Here is a 15,112-nt window from a genome sequence, read left to right on the forward strand (position 1 = left end):
TTATGATTTACTTCGTCTTCTTTTTAATTCTTTTTTCACCAATGTGAATTCTCTCCCACTTTGTCCAGCTATTGAGGTATTCTCCTCTGCTCGTCTAAACAGGTAAGGAAGCACCTTTTCCACAGGTCCGTACGGAACATATTTTGCCACATTGTATCCCAAATCAGCCAACTTGAACGAAATATTATCGCTCATTCCTAAAAGTTGCGCAAAATACACCCTATCATCGGATTTCTCAATTTTATGCACATCAATGAGGTTGGCCAGGAACTGACAGGAAGCTTCATTGTGCGTGCCAGCACACACGGCAAAATGATCTATATGCTCCACAGCAAACTTCAAAGCCTCGTTGTAATCCCGGTCTGTGGCTTCTTTCGTGGGTTGGATTGGGTCTTGGTATCCTTTCTCTTCTGCTCGGTCACGTTCTTTTTCCATATACGCTCCACGCACCAGCTTGGCCGCAAAATGACAGCCTGCTGTTGTTACCTCCTCAAAACCCTTCTTCATATTGGCCAAAGCCTCATGGCGATACAGCTGATAGGTATTGTAGACATAGGCTTTTTCCTTGTTGTATTTCTTCATCAGGCGATACACCATTTCATCTACCACATCCTGATACCAGGACTCCTCCGCATCCACCATGAATTTCATGTCATTCTTCACTGCCTGCGCCACGATGGTATCCAGCCTTTCAAAGATCCGATCAAATCGTTTCTGTTCTTCTTCGGTTAGCGATTGTCCACTTTGCTTTTTGGCCATCAGCTTGCCAGATCCAATACCAGTTGGTTTGATCACGCAAAAGGGGATACTCACGTGTTGTTTGGCATAGTCAGACACCCGCAAAGCTTCCTCTACGGCCTCATCATATCCATGTTCATTGGCCTCTCCTTCCACACTGTAGTCCAGAATGGTCTTAACGCTACCTTCGGCCAACTGGATCATGCGGGGTTCTGATCCTTCTATTGATTCGCCTCCACAAAACTGATCAAATAAGGTCTTACGTATAAGTCCCTTTACTGGCAGATGTAGCTTCAAGGCCGCGTTGGTCACTGCCGTACCAGCTTTCACCACGAAGGGGTAGTTCATGGTGGAAAATACGAAGTGCGACTTCTTCAGCTCCCAATTACTCTTATGAGCGAAGGCTGTTGCCGTATCTTCGAAGTTGATTTTTGAATTTTCTGTCATACTTTTGAATCTGACCGCAAAGATATGCGCTCAACCAAAAAATTATGTTGTTTGTTAACAGATACTTAAGGAAAAGAAGAGTTTGAAGATACCTGATTACATCACCTTTACGGACAACCCAAAAAACACCCTCGATGAACTTTTAGAAAGATTCCAACCAGATAAGATCGCCTTTCTGGTGGACGAAAATACCAAAGCCCATTGCCTGCCTCTGATTAGGGCAACCGATCACTCACTCATTGAAATTAAAAGTGGTGAAATTCATAAAAACCTGGACACCTGCCAGCATATCTGGTCAGCAATGACCGATATGGGCTTTAGCAGAAAGTCAATGTTAATCAATGTGGGTGGTGGAGTAATCGGTGATATGGGAGGATTCTGTGCTTCCACATACAAGCGTGGAATCAGGTTCGTCAATTTCCCGACTACCTTACTTGCCGCAGTGGATGCCAACATTGGTGGTAAGCTTGGAATAGACTTCCAAGGCTTCAAAAACCATATTGGAGTATTTCAAGATCCGGATGCTGTGGTGGTCTGTGATCAATTTTTAAAAACACTACCAGAGCGAGAACTGAGATCGGGATTTGCCGAGGTGATCAAGCACGGATTGATTTTTGACCAAAGCTATTACCAATCTTTAAAAGAAGGCTCTTTCCCCGAATTCGAGTGGAATGAGATCATTCGAAAATCCATAGCCATCAAAGGTGAAGTAGTCGCTCAAGACCCCAAAGAAGCAGGGTTGCGCAAGATTTTGAATTTTGGACATACACTAGGACATGGAGTGGAGACCTGGTATCTCAATTCCGGCAAGTCACTACTACATGGAGAAGCCATTTCTATCGGCATGATCACCGAAGGATATCTATCATGGAAATTGGAGTTGATCACAAAAGCTGAGCTACAGGATTTTGTAGACTACCTCCTGCAGGTCTATGGTAAATTCGATTTACCTCCGATAGATGAAGTATTGCCGTTGATGCTGCAAGACAAAAAAAATGTTGGCAGCCAAATCAACTACTCTCTGCTGGAGGGAATTGGCAAGTGTGGATATGACCAAAAGGTGGATACGGAATGGATTGAAGAAACCTTCGATTATTACGAAAATCTTAAATAAACAGATTTTCCTTATCCTCAATACCGTTTTGCTGCGTAGTTTTGGCGGCCTTAGCTCTGTTTTTGGACAGTTTCTTTGGTGTAGTCACCAGAAAAGTAAGCGAGCCTACCAAGGCGGTTACTACTAGTGTTCCGAGAGTTTTTGAAAATGACATAGTTAATCGTAGTTAATATTGCAATAACGTAAACAACACCCCAGCTGTTTAACCTTATTTTTAAAATTATTTAAATCTTGAAGTATCTCCTTAAGAAATTCGACCAACCGTTAAAAGGAAAAGTCCAATTAACTTCTTCTAAAAGCGAGAGCAATCGCGCATTGCTAATCAACGCTTTGAGTGGCAACAAATTATCTTTGGACAACCTAGCGGCTGCCAGGGATACTCAAACCATGACTAGGTTATTACAACAATCAGGCCAGGTTTGGGATGTGCTGGATGCGGGTACCACCATGCGTTTCTGCACAGCTTATTTGGGGGTAAAAGGTCAGGGCGTAATCATCACTGGCACAGAAAGAATGTGCCAACGTCCGATTGGTCTTCTTGTGGATGCACTGAGAAAACTTGGCGCAGAAATCGAATACCAAAAGCAAAAGGGATATCCGCCGTTGAAGATTCATGGCATCAAAGAGCAGAAAGCTACACGCATTGATATTCCTGGCAATATCAGTAGCCAATTCATCTCAGCTCTTTTAATGATTGGCCCTTCTTTGCCCAAAGGAATAGAAATCAACCTCACCACTGAGGTATTCAGCAGACCTTACATCGAAATGACGCTTGGTCTGATGAAGCGCTTTGGAGTGGAGGCGTATTGGGAAGGTCAGTTAATCCAAATCGCTCCGCAACCCTACACCGGCGGACAATACTCTATTGAAAGCGATTGGTCAGGCGCCAGCTATTGGTACTCCATGGCAGCTTTGAATGGGAATACCGACCTGGTATTAGGCGGACTGAAAGAAGACAGTCTTCAGGGAGATCAGGAGATCGCCACCATCATGGAGCAACTCGGAGTTCAAACCACCTATGTGGATGATGGAGCACACCTAATCTCTACTGATCGAATAGATAAAGAAATCTCCATCAACTTTAAAACCTGTCCAGACCTGGCTCAGACGGTATTTGTAGTGGCAGCCATAAAAGGAGCCAAACTTAAAATGACTGGACTGGAATCTCTTCGAATCAAAGAAACCGATCGGATTGCCGCCATGCAAAATGAGCTCGCCAAGCTCGGAGCACAATTGATCGAAGAGGGCAATACCTGGACCCTTGTGCCGGGAAGTTTGCCTAATCAGATTGATCCAATTGATACCTATGACGACCACCGCATGGCGATGGCTTTCGGGCCAGTTTGTCAGGTACAGGAGATTGTCATTGATGATCCATCAGTGGTCAACAAATCCTATCCCGCCTACTGGGACGATTTTAAGTCTGTGGGTGTGGTGATTGATGAAATGAGTCGATAGAGTCCTCCACTCATCAATTAAATTTTCCTGAAAAGGCATTTCGATGTGGATTCTGGATTTTTTTTAGAAACTTCAGACTAGAAATGAAGTAATTGTGTTGCTTATCGAGCATCATGTTGCTTCTAACCCTTGAAACATACATCTATGAAGAGAATTATATTACTACTACTCATCCCAATTGTTGGATATTCCCAAACCGATCATACGGAGATGATCAAAAAGATTTACGATCACCAGTTGACCGAAAGTCCGGTCTATGAAAACCTCCGCTACTTATGCAAAGAAATAGGCCCGCGCCTAAGTGGGTCTCCACAAGCTGCGTCAGCTGTTGAGTACACCCGACAGCTCATGATGGACTATGGTTTTGATACCGTTTACCTACAGCCGGTGATGATACCGCATTGGGTTCGCGGACAAAAGGAAATTACCCGTGTCACCAACTCGCAGATAAAGGGCACCTACGAACTCAACTCCATCGCTCTTGGTAATTCCATTGGTACCGGACCTGAAGGCATACTGGCCGAAGTGGTAGAGGTCAAAAGCATCGAAGAGGTGAACAAGCTCGGAAAAGCTGTTGCTGGAAAGATAGTCTTTTACAATGGAGAAATGGACCCGACTAAGGTCAATACCTTTGCCGCTTATGGTGGGGCGGTGGTTCAGCGTGCTTATGGAGCATCGGAAGCTGGGAAGTTTGGTGCCAAAGCAGTGATCGTTCGATCCATGACCAACCGACGAGATGATATCCCTCATACAGGTTCTTTGGTGTACAAGCCGCTAATGCCGCAAATTCCCGCAGTGGCCATCAGCACCAATGATGCAGACGAATTGAGCAAGCTTCTAAGCAAACAAAAAGATCTCAAAATGTATGTGGAAACACACTGTGAGATGAAAGAAGATGTGCTTTCCTACAATGTGATTGGGGAGATCAAAGGATCAGAATACCCAAAAGAGATCATCGCTGTAGGTGGTCATCTGGACTCGTGGGATGTGGGCGACGGTGCACATGATGATGGTGGTGGCTGCATGATGTCCGTGGAAGTAGGACGAACTTTTATTGATTTGGGCATCCGACCCAAAAGAACGCTGCGAGTGGTGATGTTTATGAATGAAGAGAATGGTCTCCGTGGTGGCAAAAAATACGCAGAAGAAGCGAAAGCAAAAGGTGAAAAGCACATAGCTGCACTAGAATCTGACTCTGGATCCTTCGGGCCAATGGGTTTTTCTTCTATGGGAAAAGACGAGCAACGGAAAAAAGTACAGAGCTGGGCGCCTTACTTCCGACCTTATCATGTGTGGGATTTCGAACGGCGTGGTAGCGGTGCAGACATCAGTCCACTGGAAGAGCAAGGCGTATTCCTGATGGAAATGGAACCCAATCCTCAGAAATACTTTAATTATCACCACACCGAAGCAGATGTCTTTGAGGTGGTGGATAAAAGAGAGCTGGAACTCGGTGCAGCCACACTGACGAGTATGGTGTACCTGATTGATCAGGAAGGAATTTAATAAAAAGCCGGGTCTAGCCCGGCTTTTTAATTATTCAACATGCCACTCGATTTTCACGAACCACTCATGGCCTTCCTGATAAGGCTCTGGATATGGTATAGCCGTGATGCCCGCATCACTTAATTTTTGTTGACTAGATATCAAGTCACTGCGATTGAAAGGACCAGTTTTAACATCAAGGAAAGACAAGATATGGTTTGCGTCATAATCCTTCAAATTACCGAGCACACAAATCGAATTTACCACTACTGTAGGTCCTTCATAGACATCAAATTCCAACTCAACCGACTCTCCACGATTGACAATAGTCGGTTCCACTCGAAAGAACAAATACCCATTGTCCATATATAGCGAAGTAACTCCTGACTTTTCGAAAAGCAAGCTTTCTATATTATCAAGAGTAGATTTGGAGTACCTCTCTCCTTCCTGGATACCTAATGCACTGGTCAGTTGCTTGTCTGTGTACTCCGTATTCCCTTCCCAGTTAATGCTCTTAATCATCGGTCCTGAATTTGCTATCTCCACTGAGACACTATCCGTCTCTTGAGTGCATGAAAAGATGCCTCCAGTAATCAGGATTATTGGAAGAATTAAAGCATAGCGAAACAGACTCATAGGATCTGACTTTGGTGAGTTAATCATCATGATTCGTTTTTTAAGATTTTGTTTGGAGAAAGAATGTGTAATACCCTTATTGGATCCACCGGCAAGGGAAAGCATCAAATGCGAATATTGGCTAATATCTACTTGATGCGCCATAGTTGCTTCGTCTGCCTGAAACTCATGAATCAAACGTAAATCAGATTTGATCTTATAAATGCATGGATTAAACCAGCAAACAATGGTAGCTAATTCTAAAAGCACCAAATCAAGTGTATGTCTTTGGTCAACATGGGCTTTTTCATGGGCCAGAATAAGTTGTTTAGATTCATCATCAAGACTTTGAAGACCAGAAACAAATACCCATTTCCAGAAGGTGAAAAATCGAGTGCCTTCATTTAAGTGAATTAATGTAAGCTTCGAAAGGCGTTCAGACTGATTCCTACGGACCAAGATGAATACTCGCCTAATGGATAAGGACAATCTCCCAATAAAATAGCTGAATCCTACTAGGTAAATTCCAAGAAGCGTATTATTGAAAACAATGCTCCAGGATATGGATGTTACGGCAGTTTCTGATTCAACTGTATGTACTGGAACAGATGATGACCAACTCCATTCTTGAACATCCAATGCTCCAGCAGTGGAGTAAACGGGTATTTCCAAAGCTGGAAGGAGAAAGGCTAGCAGAACCGAAGCTAATAGATAAAGGCGATTCCAATGGAACGAAGAAAGCAGGTGTAAAAAAAGTCTGTAAACAATCCAAAATAAGAACTGACAACAGGCTGCTTCAAGAAGGTAAGTCAAAAAGCTCATGATTGATCTCTTTTGTATTTCTCAATCAGATTTGCGATCTCACGGATATCACTATCAGATAGCTCATCCTCCTCGGCCATAAACGACACCACATTATTAATAGATCCACCGAAGAAATTTCCCACCAGGTCTTTGACTACATACTTTTTGTACTTGATTCTGGAGATCAACGGGAAATACTCATGCGTCTTTCCATAGGCTTTATGACCTACATATCCTTTATCTTCCAAAATCCGAATGATAGATGAGACCGTGGTATAGGGTGGCTTGGGGTCAGGGTACTTGTCTAGTACATCATTGACAAATCCCTTTTCTATATCCCAAAGAATTTCCAGAGCGGCCAACTCTCGTTGCGTAAGTTCTTTCATGAGACAAATATATAACGCAACATTGAGTTATAAAACTCAATGTTGCGTTATTAACGTTAACTTACGTTAATTTTCATTTCTACCCATTCAGATAATAATTCCCTTTAATCACAATTTCTTTGTCAAAAAGCTCCTTAGGACCAATCAGCTCTACGTTTTCACCATCATCAAACCCTGTTTCCACTTCCACTTTCCTGAATCCATCGCCCTCCTTTTGGAAAATGAAAAAAGCATTTCCCTGTCGGATCAATTCAGACTTTGGAACTCGATAGGTCGTATCCGTCTGGTAAATGATTTCTCCAAATACGACCGAATTGATGGCCATATCCGGAAAGTTTTCACCAGGATGCACATGAATATTGGCAGACAAGGTTTCTTTATCTAGCTGAGTATTGACTAAAAACACTTCCCCATCATACACCTCATCACCTCCTGCCAGGAGCAAATTGACCGGCATTCCTTTCTTCACCTTGTTTAATTCATGTTGAAATACCTGCAGTTCTATGTGTTCATGATCTCTATTCAGTATGCTTACAATTGGATCGGCTGCACTCACATACTCACCAGTTTTTCTGTACATATCCGTGATTACTCCTGATATCGGCGCCTTCAGTTTAAGTGTCTGGGTGATGTTTTCATCAGATACAGTCGAAGCATTGATCCCCAACCGATTCAACTCAGCTTCTAATGACTTCAACCGTGCCGACACCTCCGTAACCTGACTTTTTAACTGATCGTAGGATTTCTGAGAGACGGCATTCCCATCTAATAAACCTTCCTTTCTGCGAAGGTCCTTTTCTACAAAAGATAGCTCTGCTCGAGTGGATAAATAGTCCTTTTGCACCTGAGCAACTGATGGGTGATTCAACTGTGCGATCACCTGTCCTTTGGTCACACGATCACCTGGCAATACATACAAATCAGCAATGTATGCCTCCAAAGGTGAAGACAATTTGATGGAATGATTAGGTGGTACGTCTACCATTCCAGTTGCCTTGATTTTGTGATAGAGTGGTCCTCGCTCCAGTCTGCCCGTGGCAATCTTATTGTAAGTCATTTGATCGGCTGTTAAAGTGATCAAATCAGTTGTAGTTTCTTCAGAAATGGATTCGGTAGGGGTTTCACTGCAACTCCAAAGGAGAGTTATCAGTGAAAGGATATAGATAATCGGTTTCATTATTCTGTGTAATATTTAATGTCTGCAATGATTTTATAATACTGAGCTCGTACATCTATGGCGCTCTTTTCAGCCGAAAAATGCTGATTAACAAAACGCGTGAAATCAAACAAATCGATTTCTCCGGCATCTAATGCATTTCGGGCCTCTACGATCATCTGGGTATCAGAAGCTCGTGTCTTTTCCAGTTCAAATGATCTGAGCACGGTGAGTTTTGACCGCAAGCCTTGCTCGAGTTGGTTCAGTTTCATTTCATTTTCCAGCACGGTCTGCCGAGCTACCACCTCTGATTGCTGCACTTTGGATTGCTGTGGCTTGAACCAAAGTGGTAATGATACGCCAAACTGTACTCCCTGAAATCCGGAAACTTGCTCCAACTGCTGGTTAAAATACCCCACACTAAAAGATGGGAAATAACCTAGTTTAGACGCCCGGACTTGCTGATCTCCAAGTTCTGCTCGCTTGGCGTAAAGCTCCCGAAACACAGATGCCAGTGTGGTGTCTCCATTCCACTGAACAACGGGTAAATCCTCTGGGAGCTGTAAGCTATCCGCAGGAATACCTGTCAGCTCTACCAGTTGACTCCTTTGTGTTTCATATTCAAGACGAGCAGCTATCACTTCATTTTTCAGACTGGTATACTCCTGCCGGATGAGTGTGGTCTCCAGTGAGCTACGGTCACCGGCTATCACGGCTCGTTCAGCAGTTTCATTGAGCTCCATGTACAATTGCATCTGTTCCCCGATCAATTCATACTTAAGTCCCGAACTCACCCAGCTGAGGTAAGTATTTCGAGTATGATTGACCAACCATCGCTGTACCAGTAACTTATTGACCTCCGCCATCTCCACGGCAATGCCAGAAGCCTTAGCCTGAGCTACCGATTGAGGGATATTACCAAGCGACTGCATGATCGAAATGTTGTAATCATTCACTCCGGCATTGATCTCACCGTAGGAAACCCCCACATTCAAGTTTCCAGGATTGTACACCTGTTTTTTCTGTGCTTTGCTTGCCGCAATGTCCAGGTCTGCTAACTGCACCGAATTGTAGTAACTCATTGCTCGAGTTTCTGCCTCTTTCATGGTCGTTTGGGCGTTTGCTTGAATGCCTATTCCGAGTAAAAGCAAAATCATTAAGCCTTTATTCATCTTTAATTTTCTTTCGTGCACTAATCGATAAATCACCGGCAGAACGATCAGGGTTAGCAGTGTGGAAGTTACTAACCCGCCGATCACTACGGTAGCGAGTGGTCGCTGCACTTCACCTCCAGCTGTAGTAGATAATGCCATCGGTAAAAACCCTAACGAGGCAACCGCTGCGGTCATGATCACAGGCCGCATTCTGACCAAACCTCCACGCATCACCAGTTCGGTTAACGAAAGATCCTCCTCCTCTTGCAACTGTTTGTAATACTGAATCAACACAATCCCATTGAGCACCGACACCCCGAACAAGGCAATGAAGCCAACACCGGCGGAAATACTAAAAGGCATATCCCTCAGCCATAGAGCATAAACACCTCCTATAGCCGAAAAAGGAACTGCCATGAAGATGATCAATGAGTCTGAAACCGTTTTGAAGGTGAAATACAGCAAGATGAGGATCATCAGCAGCGCCAATGGTACGGCTATTTGCAGCCTTCCCTTGGCCTGCTCCAGGTTTTCAAACTGGCCACCATAGGTCACCCGATAACCTGGAGGCAATCGCAGTTCTGATCCTATTCGATCCTGAAGATCTGCAACCAGGCTGGCCACATCCCGATTACGAACGTTGACACCCACATTGATTCGGCGCTTGGCTTGTTCTCTAGAGATTTGCAACGGACTCTCACGATAAGTTGCTTGAGCTACCTGACTCAAAGGGATCAGGCTTCCATGATCTGTTCGCACCCACAGTTTACTTAAATCGAAAGAAGACCTAAATTGGTCTTTATACCGCACCACCAGATCAAACTGGCGTTCGTTTTCGAAAACCTGACCAGCTGTCACTCCGGCATACGCTGATTTGATGATGGTATTTACCTCACTTACCGAAACGCCATATTGTGCCAACATGCGTCGATCGTAGGTAATCATCAGCTGTGGTAGTCCTTCGGTTTGCTCCACCTTCACATCACCCACGCCATTGATGTCACGGATCATCTCCGCAGTTTCATTGGCCAAAGCCGCCAGCCTTTCCGTGCTCTCTCCAAATATCTGAATCGCAATATCTGTTTTGGCACCGGTCATCAGCTCGTTGAATCGGAGCTGTATCGGCTGGGTAAAATCAAAAGAAGCTCCTACGATGATGGAGAGCTTTTCTTTCATGGCTGCTACCAGGTCTTCCCGGTTATCTGTCGTTTCCCATTCATCTTTCGGTGCCAGGATGATCATGATATCTGCATCCTCAATCGCCATGGGGTCTGTAGGAACCTCCGCAGTACCAATTTTAGAAACCACATGTTTTACTTCAGGGAAGTTGTCCAACAGGATTTTTTCAGCCTTGGTACTCGTGCGAATGCTTTCACTCAGTGAGCTACCAGGCTGGATCGTCATTTGCATGGCCAGGTCCCCTTCTTCCAGAGTGGGGATGAATTCCCCACCCATGCGCATGAATAGGACAATGGCTGAGAACAAGAAAGCGATAGCCAGCCCAATGACTAACTTCGGAAACTTCAAAGCTGCCTCCAACGATGGCCGATACAAGGACCGGATGAATTCGACAATCTTATCAGAGAAGGTATGATGGTCCTTGATCTTTTTGCTCAGAAGCATGGAGCTAATGACTGGCACATAGGTAAGTGACAAGATCATCGCTCCAAATATGGCGAAGCTCACGGTGTAAGCCATCGGACGAAACATCTTTCCTTCAATACCTGTGAGCGTCATGATCGGCACAAACACCACCAGGATAATCAACACCCCGAATGCTGCTGAATTGTAAATTTTCCCAGAGGTATTAATAACTTCATCGTCCATCTCCTGCTGGCTTAGTTGCCTACCCACATGATTGGTATATAGCGCATGAAGTACACCTTCCACGATGATCACGGCTCCATCTACCACTATTCCAAAATCAATTGCTCCGAGAGACATCAGGTTTGCCGAGACACCAAAATAACGCATGAGCATGAAGGCAAACAGCATGGAAAGAGGGATAACCGAGGCTACAATTATTCCTCCACGCCAGTTGCCCAAAAGCAGCACTAAAACAAAAATGACGATCAATCCCCCTTCGATCAGGTTTTTCTCCACTGTATCAATTGCTCGACCGATGAGTTCGGATCGATCGAGGTAAGGATATATTTTCACACCCTCTGGCAAAGCAGATGAAATCTCTTCCACTCTAGTTTGCACATTGGCAATGGTCGCCGAGGAGTTACTTCCTTTGAGCATGAGCGTGATGCCACCTACTACTTCACCTTTTCCATCCATGGTCATAGCGCCATAGCGATTGGGGCTTCCGTAGTTGACAGTCGCTACATCTCGAACGTAGACAGGAAGTTTGCCTTTTTGAGCGATCAAAATACTTTCAATGTCCTCCAAAGCCTCTACCCGACCGAAAGTTCGGATGTATAGTGCTCCAGTACCGTCTTCAATATAGCTCCCGCCGGAGTTTTCATTGTTTTGCTCAATTGCTGCGAGCACGTCTGTAACCGTGAGCTTAAGAGAGTACAGCTTCTCTGGATCTACAGCAATCTGGTACTGTTTGAGGTAGCCACCGAAACTACTTACTTCGATCACACCAGGGATTCCCGCCAGTTGACGTTTGACAATCCAATCCTGAATGGTTCGAAGTTCCATATTATCATAGCGCTCCTCATAGCCAGGTTCTACCTCCAACACATACTGGTAGATTTCGCCTAGACCCGTGGTAATCGGCATGAGTTCAGGATTCCCTAAACCAGGAGGAATCTCTACCACACTCAGTTGTTCTTTGACATACTGACGAGCATCGAGCATGGGCATGTCCTCCTCTACCACCACCGTAATCACCGAAAGACCATAGCGTGAGATGGAGCGTATTTCCCGCACGCCTGGCAAATTGGAAATGGAAGCCTCGATTGGGAATGTGATAAGCTGCTCTACTTCCTCAGCAGCAAGGGTTGGTGATACGGTGACCACCTGCACCTGATTGTTGGTAATATCTGGCACCGCATCTAGCGGTATCCCACGCATGGAATAAACTCCTCCAATGACGATTAAAAGAACCAACAAAAATACGATCAACTTATTCTTTACCGAATAAGCAATGATTTGTTGAAACATGTAAAATGATGATTATAATTTGATACTAAATACTGGTTGCCATCAATGGCAATAAGATCAAACTATAATGGCGGGAGGGGCTCGTAAGGTGTGACTTCCGACTAAATACTGGTGATTGACGGGTAAAGAAACCTCGGTGTGATTTGGTTTCTCAACATCATCTCCAACCTCTTCAAAGTCCATGACAATTTCTGCAACCTGTATTAGATCCACAGACACATCGGGTTGAGTTTTTAGAATTTCAAACTCTTCCAAATGATTGTTGCCCAGATCAAACTGGAATATGTCACTTAGAAAATTACTTGGACATTCATGAGACTGAGATAATGAAAGGCTCTCTCGCACACTTACATGATGATGTGGCGTAATGGAATGCAACATCAATAGCAAGAGTGGTATCCACAAAAAGATATGTGATCCTTTTTTTCTCATGATCTTGCAAATTAACGAAGAATTAAGAAAATGGTTGGTAACAGGAGTTGCATAATGATGAAAATAACCATTTGATCTGACCTAGTAGCTAATTCTCACTTTAACCGGTAAATAGATAATCATTAGCAAAAACCCCAAAGCCATTATGGAAATGAACCAGAAATATGGAAAAGTCATGCTGTTGGATAACCGCAAATGATCTCCCGAATGAGTAAATGAAGCCCAAAACACGGGATGCTGATAAAACTGATCAGCATGATCTACATAACTCTTTTTGGACCTGTTCAAAGCTTCGGCCGAGTTAATACCATCGGCAAAGTATCTGTAATAACGATCCATGATGTCAGCGGTGGCATGATCCTCTACGTCCCAAAGGCTGGAGATAACGCTATTCACTCCAACCTCATGTCCTCTGGATTGAAAGCTTTTGTTGTATTCACCACTCACTGGTTCACCACCCGATGACGAACAAGCACTCAGTATCAACTGTGAAGGTGGGGCATTCAAATGGAAAAAATCATTCCTAAAAATGGAGTCTGGCAATAGCAGCACAGGCCTGCCAGATGGATCCCATAGCTGGTGTGTGGCCAAATGAATCAACTCAAAACTTTGCGTTTCAAGCTCAGAAAAAGCATTCAATATCGACGTGTGATGGAAAGATCCAGCTATGTACTCAACCTCTTTTTCGGCCCACTCTAACTGCAATTGTTCATTTTGAAAATGTGGTCCAATAACTGCCATGTGCTTATCAAAAAGCCTTTGGGCACGAATCGATCGTCCATTGGAATAAGAGAAAAGATGGTGATCTAGTAAGTAATGTCCAGTTTGGTCAATGAGTATTTCCATCGGCAAGCCAATGACCATTCCATCTGGGTCAACCATAACTTCTTTTGTAAGAGTGGTCTCACCATTTTGGCCAAACAAAAAACCATAAAGATCTGCCAAATGAGACTTTAAGTTCTGCGAGTGCTGACCCAGAAATACAGTAGCAGGTCGATTAAATGCTTCTTTTACTTCAGATATAATAGGGAGAAGTTTTTTTTTAGAGTAAGATGTCAGATTCAGCCCTTCACTTGTTTCAACTAACTGAAAAAGATTGGTACCACTGTCAAAGTAGCGAATGAGCGTTTTTCCATCTGACACAGGAAATGAGCTGTTGTCATCTGCTGATTTTAGACTTGTCGATAGCAATTCGTACTTATCTCTCAACACCGCTCTCTTACGAGTCAACAGTAACAAGGTATCTATACTTGATAAGGTCCCGGAATATAGCCTTAGTTCCAAAGGATCCAGATGATACAAAGCATGGTAAAACAGTTTAGAATGAATATCTCCAGAGTTCACCATTGACCGATTCAGCCGATACTCGCCCATTCGACTCACATCAAACACCCTATTGATAACCGCTGGACCAAGTGTATGGCTCGTAAGAATTTGATCAAGCAGCGGATATTCTCTTGTCACCCTATTTTTTCGATAGCTATTAAAAAATCCTCCCATATACTGTTGTTTGATTCGATCCAAAACCAGCATTACTTCCTGTTCAAGTACAGTCTGTGAAATGTGTCGGCTCTGATGCCTTATGCATGCCACTTTTAGCCTTATCTGGAGATATTGAAACTGTAGAGTTGCCAGCCGGTATTTCCTATCGGTGACTGGAATACTAAGCCAGTTGTGCTTCAAAGTATCTTGCATGAATAAATCGCTTTGTAAGTGAACCTGAAGCGTGTGGAGCTGGAGCCTCAGAGAGTCATTGCCCCATTTATTTACGGCAGATGTCAACCTCCCCACTTCAGTTAACAGTGGCTCATAAGCTCCATCCTCAGGCTGATAGGATTGGGAAGAATCAAACTGCAGGTCATTTGATAGATAAGCCGAGAACAACTCATTTTCAACCGCGGAAGTATCGGAAGATTCAATGGCTCTCAACAGCAATTGGAGGTTATTCGGCTGGCCTTCCCAGTAGATTGCCAGGTAGGAGCTGAGCTTTTCCATAGTGCCCTTCTGCACTGAGAATGCTCCTGTTGAAATAGCCAGTAAAATAATATAGCATATGACGCTTTTAAAAAGATGAGATGGGTATCCAAGAGAAAGGAATCCCCTTCTGAGAGCGAGTAATAAAATCATGGGCGGTGTTATTTTCTAACTAGAGTGTTGAATAATTTATATCAAAAAAGTTTTGAATGAAAGAAGAAAAACATAAAAT

The 15,112-nt window shown here is 43.8% G+C and carries 11 protein-coding genes; 3 read left to right on the forward strand and 8 right to left on the reverse strand.

What is annotated here, in order from left to right:
- Entirely contained in the window at positions 1-1,185 is a 1,185-nt protein-coding gene (locus ACO067_RS07135; protein ID WP_421872444.1) for a proline dehydrogenase family protein, read from the reverse strand.
- 82 nt (positions 1,186-1,267) lie between these two features.
- Between ACO067_RS07135 and aroB the strand changes: the two genes are divergently transcribed.
- The gene (gene aroB / locus ACO067_RS07140; protein WP_421872446.1) at positions 1,268-2,299 is read left to right on the forward strand and encodes a 3-dehydroquinate synthase; all 1,032 of its coding nucleotides are present in this window, start codon (positions 1,268-1,270) and stop codon (positions 2,297-2,299) included.
- Here the strand turns inward: aroB and ACO067_RS07145 are convergent.
- A complete protein-coding gene (locus ACO067_RS07145) occupies positions 2,292-2,453 on the reverse strand; it encodes a hypothetical protein (RefSeq protein ID WP_421872448.1) in 162 nt (53 codons plus the stop codon). The two genes, aroB and ACO067_RS07145, sit on opposite strands and share 8 nt — an antisense overlap.
- Positions 2,454-2,530: 77 nt before the next feature.
- Here ACO067_RS07145 and ACO067_RS07150 point away from each other — a divergent pair, with 77 nt between their 5' ends.
- Both ACO067_RS07150 and ACO067_RS07155 read left to right on the forward strand, forming a co-directional pair.
- Entirely contained in the window at positions 2,531-3,757 is a 1,227-nt protein-coding gene (locus ACO067_RS07150; RefSeq protein WP_421872451.1) for a 3-phosphoshikimate 1-carboxyvinyltransferase, read from the forward strand.
- Between the two features lie 144 nt (positions 3,758-3,901).
- Entirely contained in the window at positions 3,902-5,263 is a 1,362-nt protein-coding gene (locus ACO067_RS07155) for a M20/M25/M40 family metallo-hydrolase (RefSeq protein WP_421872453.1), read from the forward strand.
- A gap of 30 nt (positions 5,264-5,293) precedes the next feature.
- Here ACO067_RS07155 and ACO067_RS07160 read toward each other — a convergent pair whose 3' ends face one another.
- The 6 genes from ACO067_RS07160 to ACO067_RS07185 form a co-directional block, all read right to left on the reverse strand.
- Positions 5,294-6,679, reverse strand: coding sequence for a M56 family metallopeptidase (locus ACO067_RS07160; RefSeq protein ID WP_421872455.1), 1,386 nt, complete (start codon positions 6,677-6,679; stop codon positions 5,294-5,296).
- Positions 6,676-7,047 (reverse strand): BlaI/MecI/CopY family transcriptional regulator, encoded by a 372-nt coding sequence (locus ACO067_RS07165; protein WP_421872457.1) that lies wholly within the window; start codon positions 7,045-7,047, stop codon positions 6,676-6,678. Before ACO067_RS07165 ends, ACO067_RS07160 begins: the two co-directional genes overlap by 4 nt.
- A gap of 79 nt (positions 7,048-7,126) precedes the next feature.
- On the reverse strand, positions 7,127-8,224 hold the full coding sequence (locus ACO067_RS07170; protein WP_421872459.1) for an efflux RND transporter periplasmic adaptor subunit: 1,098 nt from the start codon (positions 8,222-8,224) through the stop codon (positions 7,127-7,129).
- Entirely contained in the window at positions 8,224-12,474 is a 4,251-nt protein-coding gene (locus ACO067_RS07175; protein ID WP_421872461.1) for a CusA/CzcA family heavy metal efflux RND transporter, read from the reverse strand. Before ACO067_RS07175 ends, ACO067_RS07170 begins: the two co-directional genes overlap by 1 nt.
- A 57-nt stretch (positions 12,475-12,531) precedes the next feature.
- Positions 12,532-12,906, reverse strand: a complete 375-nt coding sequence (locus ACO067_RS07180) for a hypothetical protein (protein ID WP_421872463.1) — start codon at positions 12,904-12,906, stop codon at positions 12,532-12,534.
- An 81-nt stretch (positions 12,907-12,987) separates the two neighbouring features.
- A complete protein-coding gene (locus tag ACO067_RS07185) occupies positions 12,988-14,901 on the reverse strand; it encodes a CHAT domain-containing protein (protein WP_421872466.1) in 1,914 nt (637 codons plus the stop codon).
- Positions 14,902-15,112 lie beyond the last annotated feature (211 nt).

The organism is Marinoscillum sp. (genome assembly GCF_965229915.1).
Lineage (GTDB): Bacteria > Bacteroidota > Bacteroidia > Cytophagales > Cyclobacteriaceae > Marinoscillum.

Coding starts and splice junctions, on each gene's coding strand:
- ACO067_RS07145 (WP_421872448.1), bottom strand. CDS start 2,453: ATGTCATTTTCAAAAACTCTCGGAACACTAGTAGTAACCGCCTTGGTA.
- ACO067_RS07135 (WP_421872444.1), bottom strand. CDS start 1,185: ATGACAGAAAATTCAAAAATCAACTTCGAAGATACGGCAACAGCCTTC.
- ACO067_RS07160 (WP_421872455.1), bottom strand. CDS start 6,679: ATGAGCTTTTTGACTTACCTTCTTGAAGCAGCCTGTTGTCAGTTCTTA.
- ACO067_RS07170 (WP_421872459.1), bottom strand. CDS start 8,224: ATGAAACCGATTATCTATATCCTTTCACTGATAACTCTCCTTTGGAGT.
- ACO067_RS07180 (WP_421872463.1), bottom strand. CDS start 12,906: ATGAGAAAAAAAGGATCACATATCTTTTTGTGGATACCACTCTTGCTA.
- ACO067_RS07165 (WP_421872457.1), bottom strand. CDS start 7,047: ATGAAAGAACTTACGCAACGAGAGTTGGCCGCTCTGGAAATTCTTTGG.
- ACO067_RS07175 (WP_421872461.1), bottom strand. CDS start 12,474: ATGTTTCAACAAATCATTGCTTATTCGGTAAAGAATAAGTTGATCGTA.
- ACO067_RS07185 (WP_421872466.1), bottom strand. CDS start 14,901: ATGGAAAAGCTCAGCTCCTACCTGGCAATCTACTGGGAAGGCCAGCCG.
- ACO067_RS07155 (WP_421872453.1), top strand. CDS start 3,902: ATGAAGAGAATTATATTACTACTACTCATCCCAATTGTTGGATATTCC.